General features: G+C 68.8%; 18 protein-coding genes. 13 read left to right on the forward strand and 5 right to left on the reverse strand.

Going from position 1 to position 20188, the window contains the following annotated elements; all coding sequences use genetic code 11:
- Positions 1-950 precede the first annotated feature (950 nt).
- Genes ACWDNU_RS28595 through ACWDNU_RS28620 form a run of 6 tightly spaced genes read left to right on the forward strand, consistent with a single transcriptional unit; the run spans position 951 to position 7451 of the window.
- Positions 951-1805 (forward strand): fumarylacetoacetate hydrolase family protein, encoded by an 855-nt coding sequence (locus ACWDNU_RS28595; RefSeq protein WP_449671172.1) that lies wholly within the window; start codon positions 951-953, stop codon positions 1803-1805.
- Position 1806: 1 nt separating this feature from the next.
- Entirely contained in the window at positions 1807-3108 is a 1302-nt protein-coding gene (locus tag ACWDNU_RS28600; protein WP_449671173.1) for an enolase C-terminal domain-like protein, read from the forward strand.
- Positions 3105-3863, forward strand: a complete 759-nt coding sequence (locus ACWDNU_RS28605) for an SDR family NAD(P)-dependent oxidoreductase (protein ID WP_370939547.1) — start codon at positions 3105-3107, stop codon at positions 3861-3863. Before ACWDNU_RS28600 ends, ACWDNU_RS28605 begins: the two co-directional genes overlap by 4 nt.
- Before the next feature lie 39 nt (positions 3864-3902).
- Entirely contained in the window at positions 3903-4943 is a 1041-nt protein-coding gene (locus ACWDNU_RS28610; RefSeq protein WP_449671174.1) for a sugar ABC transporter substrate-binding protein, read from the forward strand.
- Positions 4940-6442 carry a sugar ABC transporter ATP-binding protein gene (locus ACWDNU_RS28615; protein WP_449671175.1) on the forward strand — a complete coding sequence of 501 codons (1503 nt, stop codon included), beginning with the start codon at positions 4940-4942 and terminating at the stop codon, positions 6440-6442. The genes ACWDNU_RS28610 and ACWDNU_RS28615 overlap by 4 nt, the downstream gene beginning before the upstream one ends.
- Positions 6435-7451: an ABC transporter permease gene (locus ACWDNU_RS28620; RefSeq protein ID WP_344285916.1), complete on the forward strand. Its 1017-nt coding sequence runs from the start codon at positions 6435-6437 to the stop codon at positions 7449-7451. Before ACWDNU_RS28615 ends, ACWDNU_RS28620 begins: the two co-directional genes overlap by 8 nt.
- An 836-nt stretch (positions 7452-8287) precedes the next feature.
- On the opposite strand, the gene ACWDNU_RS28625 is transcribed toward ACWDNU_RS28620, so the two are convergent.
- Positions 8288-9004 carry a FadR/GntR family transcriptional regulator gene (locus ACWDNU_RS28625; protein ID WP_344285917.1) on the reverse strand — a complete coding sequence of 239 codons (717 nt, stop codon included), beginning with the start codon at positions 9002-9004 and terminating at the stop codon, positions 8288-8290.
- Between the two features lie 74 nt (positions 9005-9078).
- Here ACWDNU_RS28625 and ACWDNU_RS28630 point away from each other — a divergent pair, with 74 nt between their 5' ends.
- From ACWDNU_RS28630 to ACWDNU_RS28640, 3 genes are read left to right on the forward strand one after another with little or no spacing between them, the layout of a single operon-like run.
- Positions 9079-9411: an L-rhamnose mutarotase gene (locus tag ACWDNU_RS28630; protein ID WP_370939543.1), complete on the forward strand. Its 333-nt coding sequence runs from the start codon at positions 9079-9081 to the stop codon at positions 9409-9411.
- Complete coding sequence (locus ACWDNU_RS28635; RefSeq protein WP_370939542.1) at positions 9408-10382, forward strand: aldo/keto reductase; 975 nt, start codon at positions 9408-9410, stop codon at positions 10380-10382. The genes ACWDNU_RS28630 and ACWDNU_RS28635 overlap by 4 nt, the downstream gene beginning before the upstream one ends.
- Positions 10379-11209 carry an amidohydrolase family protein gene (locus tag ACWDNU_RS28640; protein WP_449671176.1) on the forward strand — a complete coding sequence of 277 codons (831 nt, stop codon included), beginning with the start codon at positions 10379-10381 and terminating at the stop codon, positions 11207-11209. The genes ACWDNU_RS28635 and ACWDNU_RS28640 overlap by 4 nt, the downstream gene beginning before the upstream one ends.
- A 101-nt stretch (positions 11210-11310) precedes the next feature.
- Here ACWDNU_RS28640 and shbA read toward each other — a convergent pair whose 3' ends face one another.
- The gene (gene shbA / locus ACWDNU_RS28645; RefSeq protein ID WP_370939540.1) at positions 11311-11967 is read right to left on the reverse strand and encodes an RNA polymerase sigma factor ShbA; all 657 of its coding nucleotides are present in this window, start codon (positions 11965-11967) and stop codon (positions 11311-11313) included.
- Positions 11968-12292: 325 nt separating this feature from the next.
- Positions 12293-12709, reverse strand: coding sequence for a GtrA family protein (locus ACWDNU_RS28650; RefSeq protein ID WP_449671188.1), 417 nt, complete (start codon positions 12707-12709; stop codon positions 12293-12295).
- A 1710-nt stretch (positions 12710-14419) separates the two neighbouring features.
- Between ACWDNU_RS28650 and ACWDNU_RS28655 the strand changes: the two genes are divergently transcribed.
- Positions 14420-14725, forward strand: a complete 306-nt coding sequence (locus ACWDNU_RS28655; protein ID WP_344285923.1) for an iron-sulfur cluster biosynthesis protein — start codon at positions 14420-14422, stop codon at positions 14723-14725.
- Positions 14726-14934: 209 nt separating this feature from the next.
- Here ACWDNU_RS28655 and ACWDNU_RS28660 read toward each other — a convergent pair whose 3' ends face one another.
- Both ACWDNU_RS28660 and ACWDNU_RS28665 read right to left on the reverse strand, forming a co-directional pair.
- Positions 14935-16062 carry a glycerate kinase gene (locus tag ACWDNU_RS28660; RefSeq protein WP_370939539.1) on the reverse strand — a complete coding sequence of 376 codons (1128 nt, stop codon included), beginning with the start codon at positions 16060-16062 and terminating at the stop codon, positions 14935-14937.
- Entirely contained in the window at positions 16059-17006 is a 948-nt protein-coding gene (locus ACWDNU_RS28665; protein WP_449671177.1) for a 2-hydroxyacid dehydrogenase, read from the reverse strand. The genes ACWDNU_RS28660 and ACWDNU_RS28665 overlap by 4 nt, the downstream gene beginning before the upstream one ends.
- A 432-nt stretch (positions 17007-17438) precedes the next feature.
- Here ACWDNU_RS28665 and ACWDNU_RS28670 point away from each other — a divergent pair, with 432 nt between their 5' ends.
- Genes ACWDNU_RS28670 through ACWDNU_RS28680 form a run of 3 tightly spaced genes read left to right on the forward strand, consistent with a single transcriptional unit; the run spans position 17439 to position 20178 of the window.
- The gene (locus tag ACWDNU_RS28670) at positions 17439-18248 is read left to right on the forward strand and encodes a CoA transferase subunit A (RefSeq protein ID WP_370939537.1); all 810 of its coding nucleotides are present in this window, start codon (positions 17439-17441) and stop codon (positions 18246-18248) included.
- Positions 18245-19000, forward strand: a complete 756-nt coding sequence (locus tag ACWDNU_RS28675; RefSeq protein ID WP_370939536.1) for a CoA-transferase subunit beta — start codon at positions 18245-18247, stop codon at positions 18998-19000. The genes ACWDNU_RS28670 and ACWDNU_RS28675 overlap by 4 nt, the downstream gene beginning before the upstream one ends.
- Positions 18997-20178 (forward strand): thiolase family protein, encoded by a 1182-nt coding sequence (locus ACWDNU_RS28680; protein ID WP_449671178.1) that lies wholly within the window; start codon positions 18997-18999, stop codon positions 20176-20178. Before ACWDNU_RS28675 ends, ACWDNU_RS28680 begins: the two co-directional genes overlap by 4 nt.
- Positions 20179-20188: the final 10 nt, after the last annotated feature.

Consider the following 20188-nt stretch of genomic DNA (forward strand, 5'->3'; position numbering starts at 1 on the left):
TGTGTTCGACGTGCTCCGTCCTGGACCGGACCGCGGTGGAGTGATCGACCGCAGAGTCATCCGGTGTGGTGCGGTGTGCGGCGGAGTGATTCGCTGCGGAGTGTTCGGGCGTCGAATAGTTCGCGGTGGGGTGGTCTGTCGGGGAGTGGTCCGTGTCGGAACAGGCTGCGGCGGAGTATTCGGCTGTGGAGTGATCCGCTGCGGAGTGTTCGGGCGTCGAATAGTTCGCGGTGGGGTGGTCTGTCGCGGAGTGGTCCGTGCTGGACCGGGCCGCGGTGGAGTGATTGGCCGCAGAGTCATCCGGCGTGGTGCGGTTTACGGCGGAGTGATCCGCCGCGGAGTAACCGGGCGTCGAATGATCCGCGGTGGAGCGATCAGCCGTGGAAGGCTCCGCGCCCACAGGCCCTGCAGTGGAGTATTCAGCCGCGGAATGATCCGGAGCGTCGCGGTCCGTCGTGGAGTGCTCCGCCGAGGAATGATCAAGCGCTGCATGATCGCTCGCCGAATGATCCGCCGCGGAACCCTTCGTCGCGAGCAGCCACGCACCGTCCGGCAATGGCACTGCCCGCTCAGCGGCACACCACTCGTCGTCTGCGCTGATCTCCGAGGCGCCAACCGCGCCGGGACCGCCCCGGGAACCTTGCCCCTCCGCCTCCCCCGATCCGCCGCTGCCCGCCCTCAACTCGCCGCCTTCCTCTTCGCCGCGCGAAGCCGAACCCCCAGCCGTCCGCCGCCCCAGCCCAGCCGCGTCTTCCGGTCCCATCCGCGCCGCACCGTCTCCCTCTTCGTGGCGGGACCTCCCCGCCAGGACGAGTGTCCGTTATCCGCCCGGCAGCCCGGTGATCGGATCAATTTCCGCACCAAATCCCGCTTCCCTCTAGATCTGTCGCCCACCCATGCGCTATACATCGGATGTATCGCGAAGCGGGTGTCGAGAGAGGGGATCGTCCGTGCGGTTTGTGCGTCTCGGGGCAGCGGGGGCTGAGCGTCCGTTCGTCCGTGCCGGTGACGGCACCCTCCACGACCTCTCCGGGGTCACGCCGGACATCGACGGCGCGTTCCTCGCCGGCGACGGGCCGGCGAAAGCCGCGCAGGCTCTCGGGGCCGGGGAACTGCCGGTCGTCGACGGGGCCGGGCTGCGGGTCGGCGCGCCGATCGCCGCGCCGGGCAAGATCGTCTGCATCGGCATGAATTACCGCCGCCACGCCGAGGAAACCGGCGCGGCCGTGCCGACCGAGCCGGTGCTGTTCATGAAGGCTCCCGACGTGATGGTCGGACCGTTCGACGAGGTGCTCGTCCCGCGCGGCTCCACGGCCACCGACTGGGAGGTCGAACTCGGCGTCGTCATCGGGAAAACCGCGCGGTATCTGGAAAGCGCGGACGAGGCGCTGGCGCACGTCGCCGGGTATGTCGTGTCCAACGACGTCTCCGAGCGCGATTTCCAACTGAACCGCGGCGGCCAGTGGGACAAGGGCAAGAACTGCGAGACCTTCAACCCGCTCGGCCCGGAATTGGTGACCGCCGACGAGATCCCCGACCCGCAGGCGCTCGGCCTGCGCACCTGGGTCAACGGCGAGAAGGTACAGGATTCGTCCACAAAGGACATGGTGTTCGGCGTCGCCGAGATCATCCATTACCTGAGCCAGTTCATGGTGCTTCGCCCCGGCGACCTGATCAACACCGGCACCCCGGAGGGCGTCGCGCTCGGGCAGCCCGAGCCGAAGCCGTACCTGCGCGCGGGCGACGTCGTCGAGCTGGAAATCGACGGCCTCGGCAAGCAGCGCCAGACCTTCGGGCAGGCCTGACATGGCGAAAATCGTGGCCATGGAGGTCCGGGACGTCCGCTTCCCGACGTCGCGCGACCTCGACGGTTCGGACGCGATGAACCCGGATCCGGACTATTCGGCGGCCTACGTCGAATTGCACACCGACGCCGGACCGGATGGTTACGGCCTCGCGTTCACCATCGGCCGCGGCAACGACGTGCAGGCCGCCGCGATCCGCGCGCTGGCACCGCATGTGGTCGGCCGCGATGTGCCGGAGGACGCGGAAGCACTCGGCGCGCTGTCGCGGGCCTTGGTCGGCGACTCGCAATTTCGTTGGCTGGGACCGGAAAAAGGGGTCGCGCACATGGCGATCGGCGCGATCGTCAACGCCGCGTGGGACCTCGCCGCCCGCCGTGCCGGGCTGCCGCTGTGGAAGTTCGCCTCGCGGATGACGCCGGAGGAGCTGGTGTCCCTTGTGGACTTCCGCTACCTCTCGGACGCGCTCACCGAACAGGAAGCGCTCGACATTTTGCGCGCTGCCGAATCCGGGAAAGCCGAACGAATCGCGAAACTTGAGGCCGACGGTTACCGCGCGTACAGCACGTCGGCGGGCTGGCTCGGATACTCCGACGCGAAACTGGTGCGGCTGGCCGAACAAGCCGTCGCCGACGGTTTCGAGATGATCAAACTGAAGGTCGGCGGGAATCTCGAGGACGATGTCCGGCGGATGAAGCTGGCGCGCGAGACTGTCGGCGCGGACATCCGGATTGCCGTCGATGCCAACCAGCGCTGGGATGTAGCGACGGCAGTGTCGTGGATGACCGCGCTGGCGCCGTTCGATCCATATTGGATTGAAGAACCGACCTCGCCGGACGACGTCCTCGGCCACGCGGCCATCGCGAAGGCGCTCGCGCCCATCAAGGTCGCCACCGGCGAGCATGTCCAAAACCGCGTGGTGTTCAAGCAATTGCTGCAGGCTGGTGCGATCGACGTGCTCCAGCTGGACGCCGCGCGCGTCGGCGGCGTGAACGAGAATCTCGCGATCCTGTTGCTGGCAGCGAAATTCGGTGTTCCGGTGTGCCCGCACGCCGGTGGTGTCGGGCTGTGCGAACTGGTGCGGCATCTGTCCATGTTCGACTTCGTGGCGGTGTCCGGTTCGGACGAAGACCGCAGCATCGAATGGGTCGACCACCTGCACGACCACTTCACCGACCCGGCCGTCGTGCGCGACGGCCGCTACCTCGCTCCGACCGCACCGGGCTTTTCCGCGCGCATGCACGACGCTACGCTGCGCCGGTTCAGCTTCCCGGACGGTCCTGAATGGACGGAGAACGCGCAGTGAGCGAATTCGACGGCCTGGTCGCCGCGGTCACCGGCGGTGCCTCGGGCATCGGCCTGGCGACCGCGAACCTGCTGGCCCAGCGCGGCGCGCAGGTGGCGGTGCTCGACCTCAAAACCGACGAGGTTCCCGAGCCGCTGACCGGATTCCGCTGCGACGTGACGTCCGACGCCGAGGTCCGCGCCGCCGTCGATGCGGTGGCCGAACGCTTCGGTCGGCTCGACATCCTGGTCAACAACGCGGGAATCGGCGCGCAGGGCGACGTCACCGCGAACGACGACGACGAGTGGCACCGCGCGTACGACGTGAACGTCGTCGGCATGGTGCGCACGGCCCGGGCTGCCTTGCCGCACTTGAAGAATTCGCCCGCGGCGGCGGTCGTGAACACCTGCTCGATCGCCGCGTGGGCCGGATTGCCCGCGCGGGCACTGTACTCGGCCACGAAGGGCGCGGTGCTGTCGCTGACCCTCGCGATGGCCACCGACCACCTGCCGGACCGGATCCGCGTCAACTGCGTGTGCCCCGGCACCGCGGACACCCCGTGGGTCGGCAGGCTGCTCGACACCGCCGCGGACCCGTCGGCCGAACGGGAGGCGCTCGCCGCCCGCCAGCCGATGGGGCGGCTGGTGACCGCGGACGAGGTCGCGAACGCGATCGCGTACCTGGCCAGCCCGCTTTCGGCATCGACTACCGGCACCGCGCTCGCGGTGGACGGCGGCATGTACGGCCTGCGCCCGCGCGGACCCGTGCAGAACTGATCTGCTCAGCCAACAAGGCCTGTCATCAAGGAGGATGCGGTGCGTACGAAGGTGATCCGGCTGGCCGCCGCGGTGGCCGCCTGCGGTTTGGTGCTCGGTGCGTGCGGGTCCACTAAGGACAAACCGGCGGCCGCGGCTGGCGGCGGCGGCACCGGCAAGGTCGGGGCGACGCTGCCCCTGCTGACTTCGCCGTTCTGGCAGGCCTACAACAAATACGTGCCGCAGATGGCGAAAGAGCAGGGGCTCGACGCGCTGCCGACGGTGAACGCCGACAGCGACCCGGCGAAGCTCATCACGGACATCGGCACGCTGCTCAACCAGGGCGTGAAGGGGCTCGTCGTCACGCCGCTCGACTCGGCCGCGGTCGTCGCCGGGCTGAAGCAGGCGGAAAACAAGGGCGTCCCGGTGGTCGCGGTGGACGTCGCGCCGGAAAGCGGCAAGGTCGCGATGGTTGTCCGCGCGGACAACAAGGCGTACGGAACCAAGGCGTGCGAAGAAATCGGCAAGCGCGTGAAGAGCGGCAAGGTCGTGCAGGTGATGGGCGACCTCGCGTCGGTCAACGGCCGTGACCGGTCGGCGGCGTTCCGCGAGTGCATGAAGCAGAAGTACCCGGACGTCAAGGTGCTCGAAGTCGCCGCGGAGTGGAAAGCGGACAAGGCGTCGTCCGGTTTGGACAGTCTGCTGACTGCGAACCCGGACATCAAGGGCGTGTACATGCAGGCGGGCGGCGTTTACCTCGCGCCGACCGAGCAGGCGCTCAAGCGCAAGAACCTGTTCTTCCCGGTCGGCGACCCGAAGCACGTGGTGCTGGTGAGCAACGACGGCATCCCGCAGGAGCTCACCGCGATCCGCAACGGCGAACTCGACGCGACCGTTTCGCAGCCCGCCGACGCCTACGCCAAGTACGGCATGTACTGGCTCAAGAAGGCCATGGCGGGCGAGACGTTCAAGCCGGGCCCGACCGACCACGACTCCACGATCGTCGAAATCAGCCCCGGCATCCTGGAAGACCAGTTGCCCGCGCCGGTCGTGACCAAGGACAACGTGGACGACAAAGCGTTGTGGGGTAACAACCTGTGAGCGCGCCGGTAGTGCAGGCGGACGGCGTCGGGAAGCGGTACGGGCCGACCGTGGCGCTGCACGACGTCAGCCTCACCGTGCGGCCCGGCGAGTCGCACGCACTCGTCGGCCGCAACGGGGCGGGCAAGTCCACGCTGGTGTCCATCCTCACTGGATTGTCCGAAACGGACACCGGCAGCGTTTCCTTCGGCGGCGTCCGAGCTCCTTCGCTGTCCAAACAGGACGACTGGAAGGCGCACGTGGCGTGCGTGTACCAGCACGCGATGGTGGTGCCGCAGCTGACGGTCGCGGAGAACCTGTTCCTGAACCGGCAGGCTCAGGGCGGGTTCTCCATCGGCTGGAAGAAGCTGCGCCGTCAGGCACGGGAACTGCTGGACTCGTGGGACGTCCGGGTCGATGTGGACACTCCTGCGGGCGATCTGTCCGTTGAGGACCGTCAGTTCGTCGAAATCGCTCGTGCGTTGAGTTACGGGGCCCGGTTCATCGTGCTGGACGAGCCGACCGCGCAGCTAGACAGCCAGGCCATCGAGCGGCTTTTCGATCGCATGCGGCAGATGCAGGAGAACGGTGTCACGTTCCTCTTCATCTCGCACCATCTGCACGAGGTTTACGAGGTGTGCCAAGCGGTTACCGTCCTGCGCGACGCCCGGCACGTGCTCACCGCACCCGTCTCCGAGGTCAGCCGGGCGGCGCTGGTCGACGCGATGACGGGGGAGCAGGGCGGCCTCGCCGTGCGCGACGCCGCGACCCGTGACCCGCTAGCGGTGGACGCCGAAGAGGTGCTCACCGTCGATGACCTGTCTGGCGACGGTTTCCACGACGTCTCGCTCAAGGTTCACCGCGGCGAGGTCGTCGGCCTCGCTGGCAGCAACGCGAGCGGCAAACACCAGGTAGCCGAAACGGTTTACGGCCTGCGTGCGCCCACTTCAGGCACCATTGCGGTAGACGGAAAGCGCCTGCCCGCCGGTGATATCCCCGCCGCCCTTCGTGCGGGGATCGGCTGCGTCCCAAGGGATCGACACCACGAAGGCCTCGTCCTGGAGCACTCCATTATGGACAATGCGACGTTGTCCGTGCTCGACCGGATGGGCCGCGGCGGCCTGGCGTCCCCGAAAATCCGCCGGGAACGCGGAACGCGCGCCCTGACCGCGTACGACATCGTGGCCGCCGGCCCGGACCAGCCCGTTTCCGACCTGTCCGGCGGAAATCAGCAAAAAGTAGTGCTCGCCAGGGCTTTGGAGAGCGACCCGCGCGTGGTGGTGCTGATCAATCCCACCGCGGGTGTGGATGTGAAGTCGAAGGAGGCCTTGCTCGCGGTCGTGGACCGGGTGCGGGCCGAGGGGAAGGCGGTGCTGCTCGTGAGCGACGAGCTGGACGATCTGCGCCTGGCCGACCGGGTGCTGGTGCTGCGCGCGGGCGCGGTGGCCGCCGTCCACCAGGCCGGCTGGTCCGACGGGGACTTGGTGGCGGATATCGAAGGAGTCGGGCTCCATGACTGACCTGATGAGCGACCCGCAGACGGCGCTGCCCGCGGTACGGGCGAAGCGCCGGAAGTCGGCGTGGCTGCGCGAGCTGGCGCTGCTGCCCGCGCTCGTGGTGGTGTTCGTGATCGGCGGGCTGATCAGCGACACGTTCTTCACCTTCGACAACATCATCAGCATCCTCTCCGCAGCGGCCGCTCTCTCGCTGGTCGTGCTCGGCGAGTCGCTGGTGCTGCTGACCGGCAAGTTCGACCTGTCGCTGGAATCCACGATGGGCATCGCTCCCGCGATCGGCGCGATGCTGGTCATCCCGGCGGCGTCGTCCGGCTTCGGCACCGAATGGCCCTCGGTGCTCGGCCTGGTGGCGATCCCCGTGGTGGGTGCGTTGATCGGTTTTGTGAACGGCTTCCTGATCGTGAAGCTGAAGCTGAACGCGTTCATCGTGACGCTGGCGATGCTGACGGTCCTTCGCGGAACCCAGATCGGCACCACGAACGGCAAGACGCTGTTCGACCAACTGGACGCTTTCACCGCGTTGGCGACGACGACGTTCGCCGGATTGCCCATGTCGGTGTGGCTCGCGGCGGTGCTGTTCGTGGTCTTCGGACTGGGCCTGCGCTACCACCGAGTCGGCCGCTCGCTGTACGCGATCGGCGGCAACCGCGAAGCCGCGCGGGCCGCGGGCATCCGGGTGGACCGAATCTCGTGGGCGGTCTTCGTGGTGGCCGGCGTGCTGGCTGCCATCGGCGGCCTCGCGTACACGGGTTATGTCGGCGCTCTGGGCGCTGACCAGGGCGATGGCCTGATCCTGCAGGTCTTCGCCGCGGCGGTGATCGGCGGTGTCTCGCTGGACGGCGGCCGAGGGACGTTGGTCGGGGCGCTGACCGGCGTGCTGTTGCTGCAGTCGGTGGACAGTCTGCTGCGCATCGCCCAGGTGCCCGCGGAATGGCTGAAGGCGATTTACGGCGGGATCATTTTGATCGCGTTGATCATCAGCCGGTATGCCGGCGGAAAGCCCCAGACCTGATCGGCGGAGGTTCGGTGATCATCCGACCTTCTCGGTGCCTTGGCCCGGCGGGCGGTCTGCTGGGCTGTGCGGTGGTTGGCCCGGCGGACGGCTTGCGGAGCACCAACCTGGCGGATGGCCCGGCAGGTGGGCTGTGGGGCGATGCGGTGGTTGGCGCGGCGGGTGACCTGGGGAGTGCCCCGGTGGGTGGCCCATCGGCTGGCACCGTGGGCACCTCGGCGGTTGGGGCGGTGGCTTGCTCAGCGAGGTCGGTGAAGGGACCCTTCACCGCACAAGAGCCGGAGTCAATACGGGGTTCTCTCGTCCCACCAGTCGGCGAACGAGTTTCCGCCGCTTCAGCCGGGTGTGCGCGAAGGGTTCCCTTCCCAGATCGGTGCCAGACGAGCACCGTCTCGCCTCAAGCCCGAAAGTCCCTCTCGCTCCGGCCAGACGTGCGTGATGGGTCCATCCGCGACGGCCGTCATGGGGTGAGGGGTCTCGTCACTCGCGCAGTGCGGCCGCGAAAGTCCCCTCCGCTCCAACCGAACGCGAATGACGGGCCCCTTCACTCCGATCGGCAAGGAATGAATGGACCCGTCACCACAACGAACCGCGCAGAGACCGCTGCCATCCCGGTTCAGTCGGGAATCGTTGCCATGGCTGTCTGGTCCGGAAGCGTTGCAGTCCCCGTCCAGTCGGGAATCGCTGCCATGGCCGTCTGGTCCGGAGCCGTTGCAGTTCCCGTCCGCTCTGGAATCGCTGCCATCGCAGTCTGGTCCGGAACCGTCGCGATCTCCATCCACTCTGGAGCCGCCGTCATTCGCGTCCGGCCAGGAACGGCCGCCCTCTCTGGCCGGTCAGGAAGCGGCGGGCTCGGCGTCATCGCCAGCCGCGGCGTCCTCGACCAGGGTGCTGCGCAGCCATTGCTCCACTCCGGCCACGTGCACCGTCGCCCACGAGCGGGCCAGTTCTGGTTCTCGGGCGGCGATGGCGTCGTAGATCGCGGCATGCTGTTCTCGGGTTCGGGCGACCGCGCCTTCCTGGGTGAGACCGCGCCAGATCCGGGCTCGCGCCGTCGGGCCGGAGAGGCTTTCGAGCAACGAGCACAGCACTGGATTGCCCGAGCCATCAGCGATTTTGCGGTGGAACTGCAAGTCGTTGGCCACCAGCGCCTCGACGGTCGGCGAGTCCTCCAATTCGCCGAGCAGCGCACCGAGCTCGGCGACGTCCTCGTCGCGCATGTGCAGCGCCGCCATCGCGGTGGCTGCGGGCTCCAGAATCCGCCGCACGGCAAGGAAATCGAGCACGGTGTCGTCGCGGTGAAAATCGACGACGAAGGTCATCGCGTCGAGCAGCAGGTTCGGCTCCAGGCTGGTGACGTACGTGCCGTCGCCCTGGCGCACGTCCAGGACCCGGATCAGGCACAGCGCCTTCACCGCTTCCCGCAGCGAACTGCGGGACAGCCCCAGCCGCTGCGCGAGCTCGGCCTCCTTGGGGAGCCGGTCGCCCGGGGCCAGCTCGCCCGAAATGATCATGTCCTTGATCTTGTCGATCGCGACATCGGTGACGGGCATCGGGACCGCCCTCCCTGCAGAGACCTCGGATGTTTACCCCCTACAGCGTGCCACGACTCCCGTCAGGAGGAACGATGACCCACGGCCCGGCGCCGCAAACGGTCGCATTGCGCACCCGGCTCAAGCCCGGAATGGAGAAAATCTACGAGGAGGTGCACGCGGTGATCCCGCAGGATCTGGACGCCGCGCTGCGCCGCGCGGGCGTGCGCTCGTGGCGGATCTGGCGTGACGGGCTCGACCTGTTCCACTTCGTCGAGGTGGACGACTTCGAGCAGATGCGCGCGAAACTCGCCGACGACCCGGCTGACATCGCGTGGCAGAAGCGGATCAACGAACTCCTCGACCTCGACCATTCCGACGTCGCCCACGGCCTCGGGCTGGTGTGGCAACTCCCGGCGGAGGCGTGACCGTGGACCTTCCCCCGCTGGGACTCGGCGGCGCGCAACTGGGCAACCTCTACCACGCGGTGCCGGACGAAATCGCTGCGGCGAGCGTACGGAGGGCGTGGGACGAGGGGATCCGCTACTTCGACACGGCGCCGCACTACGGGCTCGGACTGTCCGAGCGTCGGCTCGGGGCCGCGCTGTCGGCGTATCCGCGGGCTGAATATGTCCTGTCCACGAAAGTCGGACGGGTGCTGGAACCGCGCGCGGTGGCCCCCGGGGAACGTGACGACCAGGGGTTCGACGTCCCCGGGACTTACCGCCGCCGCTGGGATTTCAGCCGCGACGGGGTGCTGCGTTCGCTGGAGTCGAGCCTGGACCGGCTGGGTCTCGACCGCATCGATCTCGTGTACGTGCACGACCCGGACGATCATTTCGAGGAAGCGGTCGCCGGCGCGTTCCCGGCATTGCTGGAGTTGCGCGAGCAGGGTGTCGTGGGCGCGATCGGGGCCGGGATGAACCAGGCGCCGATGCTGGCGGAATTCGTGCGCCGGTTCGATCTCGACCATGTTCTGATGGCCGGTCGCTACACCTTGCTGAACCAGCCCGCATTGGACGAGTTGTTGCCGCTGTGCGTCGAACGCGGCGTCGGTGTCGTGGCTGGCGGCGTGTTCAACGGGGGAATTCTCGCTACTGAACAACCCGGCACTATTTACGATTACACGGCCGCGCCTGCGGATCTCGTGGAGAAAGCACAGAAAATAGCGGAAATCTGCGCACGGCACGGTGTTTCGCTGCCGGAAGCCGCGCTCGCGTTGCCGCGCACGCACCCCGCGGTGGTGTCGGTGGTCGTCGGCGCGCACGACGCCGACCAGGTGTCGCTGAACGTTCGCCGGGCAGCGGCGAATATCCCGGCCGTACTGTGGGACGACCTCGCCGACGCCGGCCTGCTGCGGTCGGCCGCCCGTCCCGTCGTGTCCGGAGGAACCCAGTGATCGATTCGCACCACCACCTGTGGGATCCGGCGCGCCGCGAGTACCCGTGGATGTCCGGCGACGCGCTGGCTCCGATCCGCAAGCCATACACAGTCGACGATCTGCGCACGGTGACCACCGCGGCCGGCGTCCACGCCACGGTGCTGGTGCAGACCGTTTCGGACGAGACGGAAACCGAGGCGTTCCTGGCCACTGCCGCGTCCGAGCCACTGGTGGCAGGCGTGGTCGGCTGGGTCGACCTCGCCGCCCCGGACGTGTCCGACCGGCTCGCCCGGCTGCGCGAACTCGGCCCGCTGGTCGGCATCCGGCACCAGGTCGAGGACGAACCGGACCCGGATTGGCTGCTGCGTCCGGAAATCCTGCGCGGCCTGAGCGCGGTCGGCGCCGCAGGCCTGGTCTACGACCTGCTGGTGGCACCGGCGCAGCTTGACGCCGCCCGGCGGGTCGCCGAACGCTTGCCGGAGTTGCGGCTGGTCCTCGACCACGCCGCGAAACCGGGCATCGCGGCCGGCGAATGGCAGCCGTGGGCAAACGGCGTCGCATCGCTGGCCGTGCACGAGAACGTGCACTGCAAGCTGTCCGGCTTGGTGACGGAAGCCGACTGGCGCGAATGGCAGGTTGGCCATCTGCGCCGCTACGCAGACCACGTTTTCGAGTCGTTCGGCGCGAACCGGGTCATGTTCGGCTCCGACTGGCCAGTGTGCGAACTGGCGGCAGCGTACGAGGTCGTACTGGACGCGGCGGTGTCGCTGACCGGAGTGCTGAGCGACCCGGAACGGCTGGACGTCTTCGAGCGCACGGCGGCACGCGTTTATGAATTGAGCTGAGAGATGCGGCGGGCTAAATCCAGAGTGCCGCGCGAAGCCGAGCCTGTCGACCTATTCAGCGGTCCTCGCCGGCGTTCCAGCCGTTCGAGTGACGGAACGGCTCAGAAGTCCTGGCCCTGCACCATCTCGCGGAGCTTGGACAGCGCGCGGTGCTGCGTGACGCGGACGTTCCCGGCCGAAATACCCAGCGTTTCAGCTGTCTCGTTCGCGCTGAGGCCGACGACGATGCGCAGCGCCAGGATCTCCTGCTGCAGCGGGGCGAGGCGGGTGAGCAGTTCCTGCAGACGGCTGCCGAGATCGAGGCGCAGCGCGTGCGATTCCGGCTCGTTGCCGCCGGCGAGCGGGTGTTCGGGCAGCTCGGGAACCGGCTCGGAACGGTCGCGCGCGACGGCCCGGTAGGCGTCGGCGACCTTGTTGGCCGCGATCGCGTGCACGAGGTAGAGGAACGAGCCGCCGCGGTCCTGGTAATCGGGAAGGGCCTTGAGAACGGCCATGCAGACGTCCTGCGCGACGTCGTCGGCGGCGAGATAGGAGAGGTCGCGGCCGCCCATCCGGGCCCGGCAGTAGCGGGCGACGACGGGGCGGAGCACGTGCAGCAGATCGGCGATCGCGGATTGATCGCCCTGACCCGCGGCGCGTACGAGCGGGTCGAGGTCTTCTTTGGTGAGACGTCCACCGGACCGGGGCAGCGTCGCAGGGCTCACGTAGCCCGCGACGTCGGACACCGCAGTACGGGACGTCTTCGACGGTGCTGTCATGGTCGTCTCCCCGGCAACCCTGCGACCGTCGCTGTCTTGGGGTCAACACTCTGTGATGTTGCGGTCGCAAGTACTCCAATCGAACGGGGGGAGCACTGCGATCGTTGCGACGCTCCGTAACCTTAAGCGGCCGGAGGCCGACCGTCCACATTTCAACTACGAATACCCCGTTAGCAGCAGTGGTCTTGACACAAACGAGACCAGCCGACGCACAGTACGAATCCGGTCTCGCAGCATGTGCGGATGTCCGATTTGCTGCGTCACGAAGAGTGATAGCCGGGTAGCGCAACAGAGAGTGGTCGCACTGCGGGTAGAACGGGTTCCACTACCGTTGGTGATCTTGTGGCGCGTCCGTTCGCCGCGTCCGGGCGAAAACCCACCAGCGCAGAACGGCGAACCGCACGACCCCGCCGACGAAACTGGCCGCGAGAAGCACGGCGGTTTGCTGCCCGGCGGAGGGATGCGCGACGACGGCGTCGAGGGCCGCGAGAACGGCCGATCCGTAGCCGGCGTAGAAGGCGAACGTGACGAGATCCTGAAGGTGCCGCTTGCCCGCGTGGCTGCTCCGTTTGGCGAACGTGACGCGGCGGTGGAACTCGGTGTTGCCGATCGTCGTGATCGCGAGCGCGGCGAGATTCGCCCATTGCGCGCCGATTTCCGGGCGGAAGGCGAGGAAGAGGACGGCCTGCAGCCCGGTGGTGACGACACCGGCGGCCAGATACCAGGCCGCATGGCCCCCGATCTCGCGACGGCGGGCAGTGCGGTCGGCGGCGTGGGTTGGCCGATTATCGGCAACGGTTGCGGGTGCTGGATGCGGAGTGAGGACGGCTGGCGGATTCGGGTGAGGTCCGTCGAGGTGGGATTCGGCTACGAGATCCGTTGCCGGGCGGAGCGGACGGCTGGCTTCCGTGGCGGTGTCGTTGGCGGGCTCTGGCGGACGCAGGTCGGCGTCGCCGGTTGCCGCCTGATGGCGAGCGCCGTTCGGATTCGCCGTTGAGTGGCGACTGGCGCGCTGGGTGCTGATATCCGGGTGTGGTGGTTCGGCGTTGTCGGTTGCCGCTTCGCGGCGGGCGCTGCTGGGATTGGCCGCTGGGTGGCGACTGGTGCGTCGGATGGTGCCGGAGTGCTGAGGCTTGGCGTTGTCAGTTGCCGCCTCATCGTGGGCCCTGGCGGGGTTAGCCGGTGGGTGATGACTGGCGTGTTGGCTGCTGACGTCCGGGTGTGGTGGTTCGGCGTTGTCGGTTGCTGCTTCACCGTGAGTGCCGTTCGGATTCGCCGTTGAACGGCCACTGACGATCTCTGACCGCAGCGGTTTGGCGTCGCCCGTTGCCGGTTGGCGGCGATGGGCGTTCGCGTCGGTTACCTGGTCGTGGCTGACGAGTTCGGTCCCGGGGCTGGGCGGCAGCAAGGTCGCTGGGGTAGTCGCCATTGAGTGGCGATTCGTGCTCGCGTTTGCCGCCAGGTGGCGACGGGTGCGCTCGTCTCCGGGCTCTGGCGGGAGCGGATCAGCGTCACCATCGGTTGTCCCGTGGCGGTCGGCGCTTGGATTCGCCGTTGAGTGGCGACGGGGGTCGTCCCTGCTGCGGTCGGCGTCGGAGTCCAGCGAGTCGCGGCGATTGAGTTCGTCGGCGAGTGCGGCTGGGCGGAGCTGGTCGGCGGTCTCATCGAGGCTCGAGGACCGGCCTGAAGGCTCGTCGAGCGTGCGGTATTCCGGCATGGCGTCGATCGCGTCGTCGCCGAGCGGGGCGTTGCTGGCGGCGTCCGGGCCGGGTTTGCGCCGGGGGCGGAGTCCGATCCGGCCGCGCGGCATCCACCTTGTGGTGGTCATGGTTTCGACGCTAGCTCCGCTCAGCCCACTGACGCCCTGGCGGACCGCAGGAACCACTGTGATTCCGACGACAGCCGTTCGGCCCGTTTCACCGGAAGTCGGCTCGGGTAGCTCACCACGAACAATCCGGACTTTCGGGAGGTGCCCGTGAGCGATTCCGGTGACGACGCTCTCCGCGAGAGTCAAGCACCCGGGGCGGACAGTTCCCGTGTCGACCCGTTCCGTGCGCCCGCGCCCAGAGGTGCGGTGCGTGCTGGGGCAGGCTCCGCCGAGGTCCGGGAGAGTCAGCGTGCGGGGGAGCCGCCGGAGGTTCGGCCGCCGGTGGCCGGAGGGGGCGTCGAGGGATCGGCCGACACTGGCGAGCCGGTCAGCGTGGCCGAGGCTGGCTGGCCCGCGAATCCCAGACCGGGCGAGCGGGTCGACCACGGGGGCTGCACGGTCGCCGACGCGATCCGGTCGGCTATGGCCCGAAGAGCCTGATCTCAAACGTATTTGTGACAGGTTCCACCGTCGCGGCAACGCCTCTCGCGCTCACACTGCGCGACGGTCGTGCCGCCTTTAGCGTGAAAAACCACCCTGCAACCGACCGCGCGCATCCGACTGCGACGAAGGGAAGGCCGAAAGATGCTGACCGTTACCGAAGCCGCCGCCGAGGCGATCACCGCGTTGACCGCTGAACAAGGCACTGGCTCCGAAGAAAGCGGCCTGCGCTTCGCGCTGCAGAGCATGGAAGGCGACGGCGCCCAACTGGCGCTGTCGGTAGCCCCGGCCCCGGAAGACGGCGACCGCATCGTCGGCGCCGACGGCGGGGCGAAGGTCTTCCTTGAGCCGCAGGCAGCCGCGTTGCTGGACGACAAGGTCCTCGACGTTCAGCAGGACGACACCGGCGACGTCGCCTTCGCCGTCCTGCCCCAGCAGCAGTCCGCCTGACGGCTGCGCAAGCGCCCGGCCACGGGTTCGCGCGGCGGTGTCTGCCGGGTGATCCCGTGTGCCGTTCGCCGGAACTGCCGGATGTCGTCCGGATCCGGCGAGTTGATCCATGGCCGATCCCTGGGTGGCACCGCCGTCCTAGACATGGGTTGTCCAAGACGGCTGAGCTGAGCAGAAGCGCTCCCGCGGTTGATCGCGGGAGCGCTTTGCTACTTGGCGCGCAGCCAGTCCCGCACCAGCACCGCGGCCCGTTCGCGCAGCAGTTCCGCGGCGTGGGCGCGGGCGTAGTCCAGCGACGGCGCGTGGTCGATCAGCGCGCTGCTGCCCACTACTCCCAGGCTGGCCAGCGCGTCCGCGTCCAGCTGGATCCGTCCGGCGAGCACGAGCAGCGGGATGCCGGTCCGCCCGGCGCGAGCCGCGATGCCTGCCGGGGCCTTGCCGGACAGTGATTGTTCGTCCAGCGAACCCTCGCCGGTGATGACCAGATCCGCGCCGGTCAGTGCTTCGTCGACGCCGGTCAACGCGGCGATCAGGTCGAAGCCGGACTCGACCGTCGCGCCGAACCCGGCGATCGCGCCCGCGGCGACACCTCCGCCGGCCCCGGCTCCGGGCAGGTCGGACACGTCCGACGTGCCAGCCTGCACAAGCGCCTTGGCCCAGTGCGCCAGTGCTTCGTCGAGCGCTTGGACGTCTTCCGGGTCGGCACCCTTTTGCGGGCCGAATACGGCCGCCGCCCCGTTCGCGCCAAGCAGCGGATTCGTCACGTCTGTCGCGACCGCGACCGGCACCCCGCCCAGCCGTTCCCGCACCGGACCCAGATCGACGCGCGCGACCTGCGCCAGCGACCCGCCGCCGAGACCGACCGGCGCACCGGACGCGTTGACGACCTCGGCACCCAGGGCGGCCAGCATCCCAGCGCCGCCGTCGGTGCTCGCGGTGCCGCCGACGGTCAGCACGAGCCGCCGCGCTCCGCGGGCGAGGGCGTCGTTCAGCAACTCGCCAACGCCCCACGTGTGCGCGGCCAGCGCGACTTCCCGGCTGGGCGTCACGAACTCGATGCCGCACGCACGCGCCGATTCGACGTAGGCCGTGCCGTCGAGCAGCACATACCGCGCCTCGACCGGTTCGTCGAGCGGACCACGCACCGACAGGCGCACCATCGAGCCGCCCGCGTTCTCGAGCACCTCCAGCGTTCCTTCGCCGCCGTCGGCGACCGGGCACGCGGAGATCTCGGCGTCTGGCAACGCATCGCGCACGCCGTGCGCGATCGCTTCCGTCACCTCGACCGCGGTCAGGCTTCCTTTGAACTTGTCCGGCGCGATCACGACCCGGGTCATCGGCCCACCTCCGTCAGCGGCTCGGCGTCGGCGAGCACCGAGACGACGTTGCGTGCGGCCAGCACCGCCATTGCCGTACGCGTTTCCACCGTCGCCGATCCGAGATGTGGCGTCAGCACCACGTCGTCGCGCTCGAGCAGCCGCGGCTCGACGTCCGGCTCCTTCTCGAACACGTCCAGCGCCGCGCCCGCGATCTCGCCGGCTTCGAGCGCGTCGGCCAGCGCCGACTCGTCGACCACTGGACCGCGCGTGGTGTTCACGAGGTACGCACTCGGTTTCATGGCGCGCAACGCGTCCGCGTCGACAAGGTGCCGGGTCTCGGGAGTCAGCGGACAGTGCAGCGACACGAAGTCGGAACGCCGCAGCAGTTCGTCGAATGACACGAACTCGCCGTCGAAGTCCGGCTTCGCCGACCGTCCGGAGTAGACGACCCGCATCCCGAACGCCGCCGCCCGCTTCGCCACCGCGCGGCCGATCTGCCCGAGCCCGACGATGCCGAGCGTCTTGCCCTGCAAGCCGGACCCGAGCAGGAAGCCGAGATGGAACGACCACGGCTGCCGTGCGCGCAGCAAACGTTCGCCTTCGCCGAGCCGCCGCGAGACGGCCAGCAGCAGTCCGAACGCGAGATCCGCGGTGGCGTCGGTGAGCACGCCTGGCGTGTTGGCGACCACGACCCCGCGGTCCGCCAGTGCACTGACGTCCACGTTGTCGTAGCCCACCGCGACGTTCGCGACGACCTTCAGCTCGGGACCCGCCGCGTCCGCGACCGAGCCGTCGATCCGGTCGTGCAGCATCGACACCACCGCGGCCGCGCCGGCGACGAACTTCCGCAGTTCCTCGGGCGTGAGCGGCCGGTCCTCCGGCGAGATTTCGACTTCGCCTGCCTCGCCGAGCACCTGCACGGCCTCGTCCGGGATCCAGCGGGTGACAGCGATCTTCGGCATGCCGAGCAGCCTAATGCCGACTGTGCCGCCCGAGCGAGGTTCGCGGCGCGCTCACCGCCGGACACCCGCCTGAGCTGCGACGGAGCGTCCAACCGCGACAGAACGCCGCCGACGCGGGCAGTGCCCGAATTCCGCATTGCGGTACCACGCAACGAAATTCCGGTCTGCCGACGGCCGCGCCGCTCTGTGTCGCCGCGAAACCCGTTCGCCGACTCCCAGCGCACCGTGTTGTCTTATCGCATCACCTCATTCCTCTCGAAGCCCGCAAACCTTGCTCTGTCTTCTGTCGTCTGTCCGGACGTCCGCTTCACCCTTTGGCACTCCCGCGGGCGGCCGGACCGTGCTATGTTCATATGTAGAACTTCTGTGCGCTATGCGAACACGCTAGCACGGAACGGCGGAAGCAGGAAGATCCAGACGGAAGGGCTCGTGATGGCAAGGGTGCTGTCGCTCGGCGAGGCGATCGCCGAGCTGGTGCACGACGGAGACACCGTCGCTCTCGAGGGCTTCACGCACCTCATCCCCGTGGCGGCCGGGCACGAGATCATCCGTCAGGGCAGGCGGAACCTCACACTCGTGCGGATGACGCCGGACATCGTCTACGACCAGCTCATCGGCGCGGGCTGCGCGAGCAAGCTGATCTTCTCCTGGGGCGGCAACCCCGGAGTCGGCTCGCTGCACCGGTTCCGCGACGCGGTGCAGCACTCGTGGCCGGTGCCGCTGGAGATCGAGGAACACAGTCACGCGGGCATGGCGAACCGTTATGTCGCAGGCGCTTCCGGGCTGCCGTTCGCCGTGCTGCGCGGCTACACCGGCACCGATCTGCCCGCGCAGACGGACACGATCAAGCCGATCACCTGCCCGTTCACCGGCGAGCAGCTCACCGCGGTGCCGGCGCTGAACCCGGACGTCACGATCGTGCACGCGCAGCGCGCCGACCGGGCGGGCAACGTCCAGCTGTGGGGCATCGCGGGCGTGCAGAAGGAGGCGGTGCTGGCGGCGAAGCGGTCGCTGGTCACGGTGGAAGAGGTCGTCGACGAGCTGGAGCCCCGTCCGGGCGCGCTGGTCCTTCCGTCCTGGGCGGTCACCGCGGTGGCAGAGGTGCCGCGCGGCGCTGCGCCCTCGTACGCCGCCGGGTACTACGAGCGGGACAACGCGGCGTACCAGACGTGGGACGAGATCGGCCGGGACCGCGAGGAATTCGCCAAGTGGCTGAACGACTTGACCGGAGTGAAGGCATGAGCGAGTACACCGCTGACGAGATGATGAGCATCGCCGCGGCGCGCGCGCTCGGCGAGGGCATGTCGTGTTTCGTCGGGATCGGATTGCCGAGCACCGCGGCGAACCTGGCCCGCCGCACGCACGCCCCGAACCTCACTTTGATCTACGAATCGGGTTGTCTCGGCGCGAAACCGAGCAGGCTGCCGCTGTCGATCGGCGACGGCGAACTGGCCGACACCGCCGACGCGGTCGTCAGCGTGCCCGAGGTGTTCAACTACTGGCTGCAGCCCGGCCGGATCGACGTCGGGTTCCTCGGCGCGGCGCAGCTGGACAAGTTCGGCAACATCAACACCACGGTCATCGGTTCCGACTATCACGATCCGAAGGTGCGCCTGCCCGGCGCGGGCGGAGCGCCGGAGATCGCCGCGTCCTGCAAGGAAGTGTTCGTCGTGCTGCGGCAGAGCAAGCGCACCTTTGTGGACAAGGTCGACTTCGTGACGTCGTTCGGCCACGGCACCGGGCGCGGCGACCGCGAACGGCTCGGCCTGCGCGGAGCCGGGCCGACGCTCGTGGTCACCGACCTCGGTTTGATGCGGCCCGATCCGGACACTGCGGAGCTCACGCTCACCGAACTGCACCCCGGGATCGAGCTGGAACAGGTCGTGGAAGCGACGGGGTGGACACTGAAGGCGGCCGCGGACCTCAAGACCACCCCCGCGCCCACTGAACGCGAACTGACCCTGCTCCGTGAATTGAAGAAGGCCGGCGAATGAGCGACGCTTACGTACTCGACGCGATCCGCACTCCCTTCGGGCGCTACGGCGGCGCTCTCTCCGGAGTGCGCCCTGACGACCTGGCCGCGGGCGTCCTGCGCGCGCTGGCCGAGCGCAACGGACTCGATCCGTCCACTGTGGACGAGGTGCTGCTCGGCGACGCCAACGGCGCGGGCGAGGACAACCGGAACGTGGCGCGGATGGCCGCGCTCCTCGCGGGCTGGCCGACGTCGGTTCCCGGTGCGACGGTGAACCGGCTGTGCGGGTCCGGCGTCGAGGCGGCCATGCAGGCGAGCCGGGCGATCCAGGTCGGCGACGCCTCGCTGGTGGTCGCGGGCGGCGTCGAGTCGATGAGCCGCTCGCCGCTGGTGATGCCGAAGCCGGACAAGGCTTTTCCGGCGGGCAACCAGACGCTGTACAACACGGCGCTCGGCTGGCGGATGGTCAACCCGGCGATGCCGTCGCAGTGGACCGTTTCCCTCGGCGAGTCCACTGAACTGCTCGCCGAGCGCTACGGCATCACCCGGGACGAGCAGGACGCGTTCGCCGCGCGCAGCCACGTGAATGCCGCCCGGGCGTGGGACGAGGGCTTCTACGACGACCACGTGGTTCCGGTGGAAGGCGTCGAGCTGACCCGGGACGAGGGCATCCGGCCGGACTCCACGCCCGAGAAGCTCGCGAAGCTGAAAACGGTGTTCCGCAAGGAAAACGGCACCGTCACGGCGGGCAACGCATCGCCGCTCAACGACGGTGCGTCGGCGTTGCTGCTCGGTGACGCGGCGGCGGCCGAGCGGCTCGGCAAGACGCCGCTGGCCCGGATCGCCGGCCGCGGCGCCGCGGGAGTCGACCCGGACGTGTTCGGCATCGGTCCGGTGCGCGCGGCGGAGATCGCGCTCGAACGGGCAGGCATCGGCTGGAGCGACCTCGCCGCGGTGGAACTCAACGAGGCGTTCGCCGCACAGTCGTTGGCCTGCCTGAAAGAATGGTCGAAGCTCGACCCGGAGATCGTCAACGTCAACGGCGGGGCCATCGCGATCGGGCACCCGCTCGGCGCGTCCGGCGGCCGGATCATCGGCGCGCTGGCGCATCAGCTCCGCCGCACCGGCGGTCGCTGGGGCCTCGCGGCGATCTGCATCGGCGTCGGCCAGGGTCTCGCTGTCGTGCTCGAGAATCGCTGAGAAAGGGGAG

This window comes from Amycolatopsis sp. NPDC003676, from assembly GCF_053587275.1.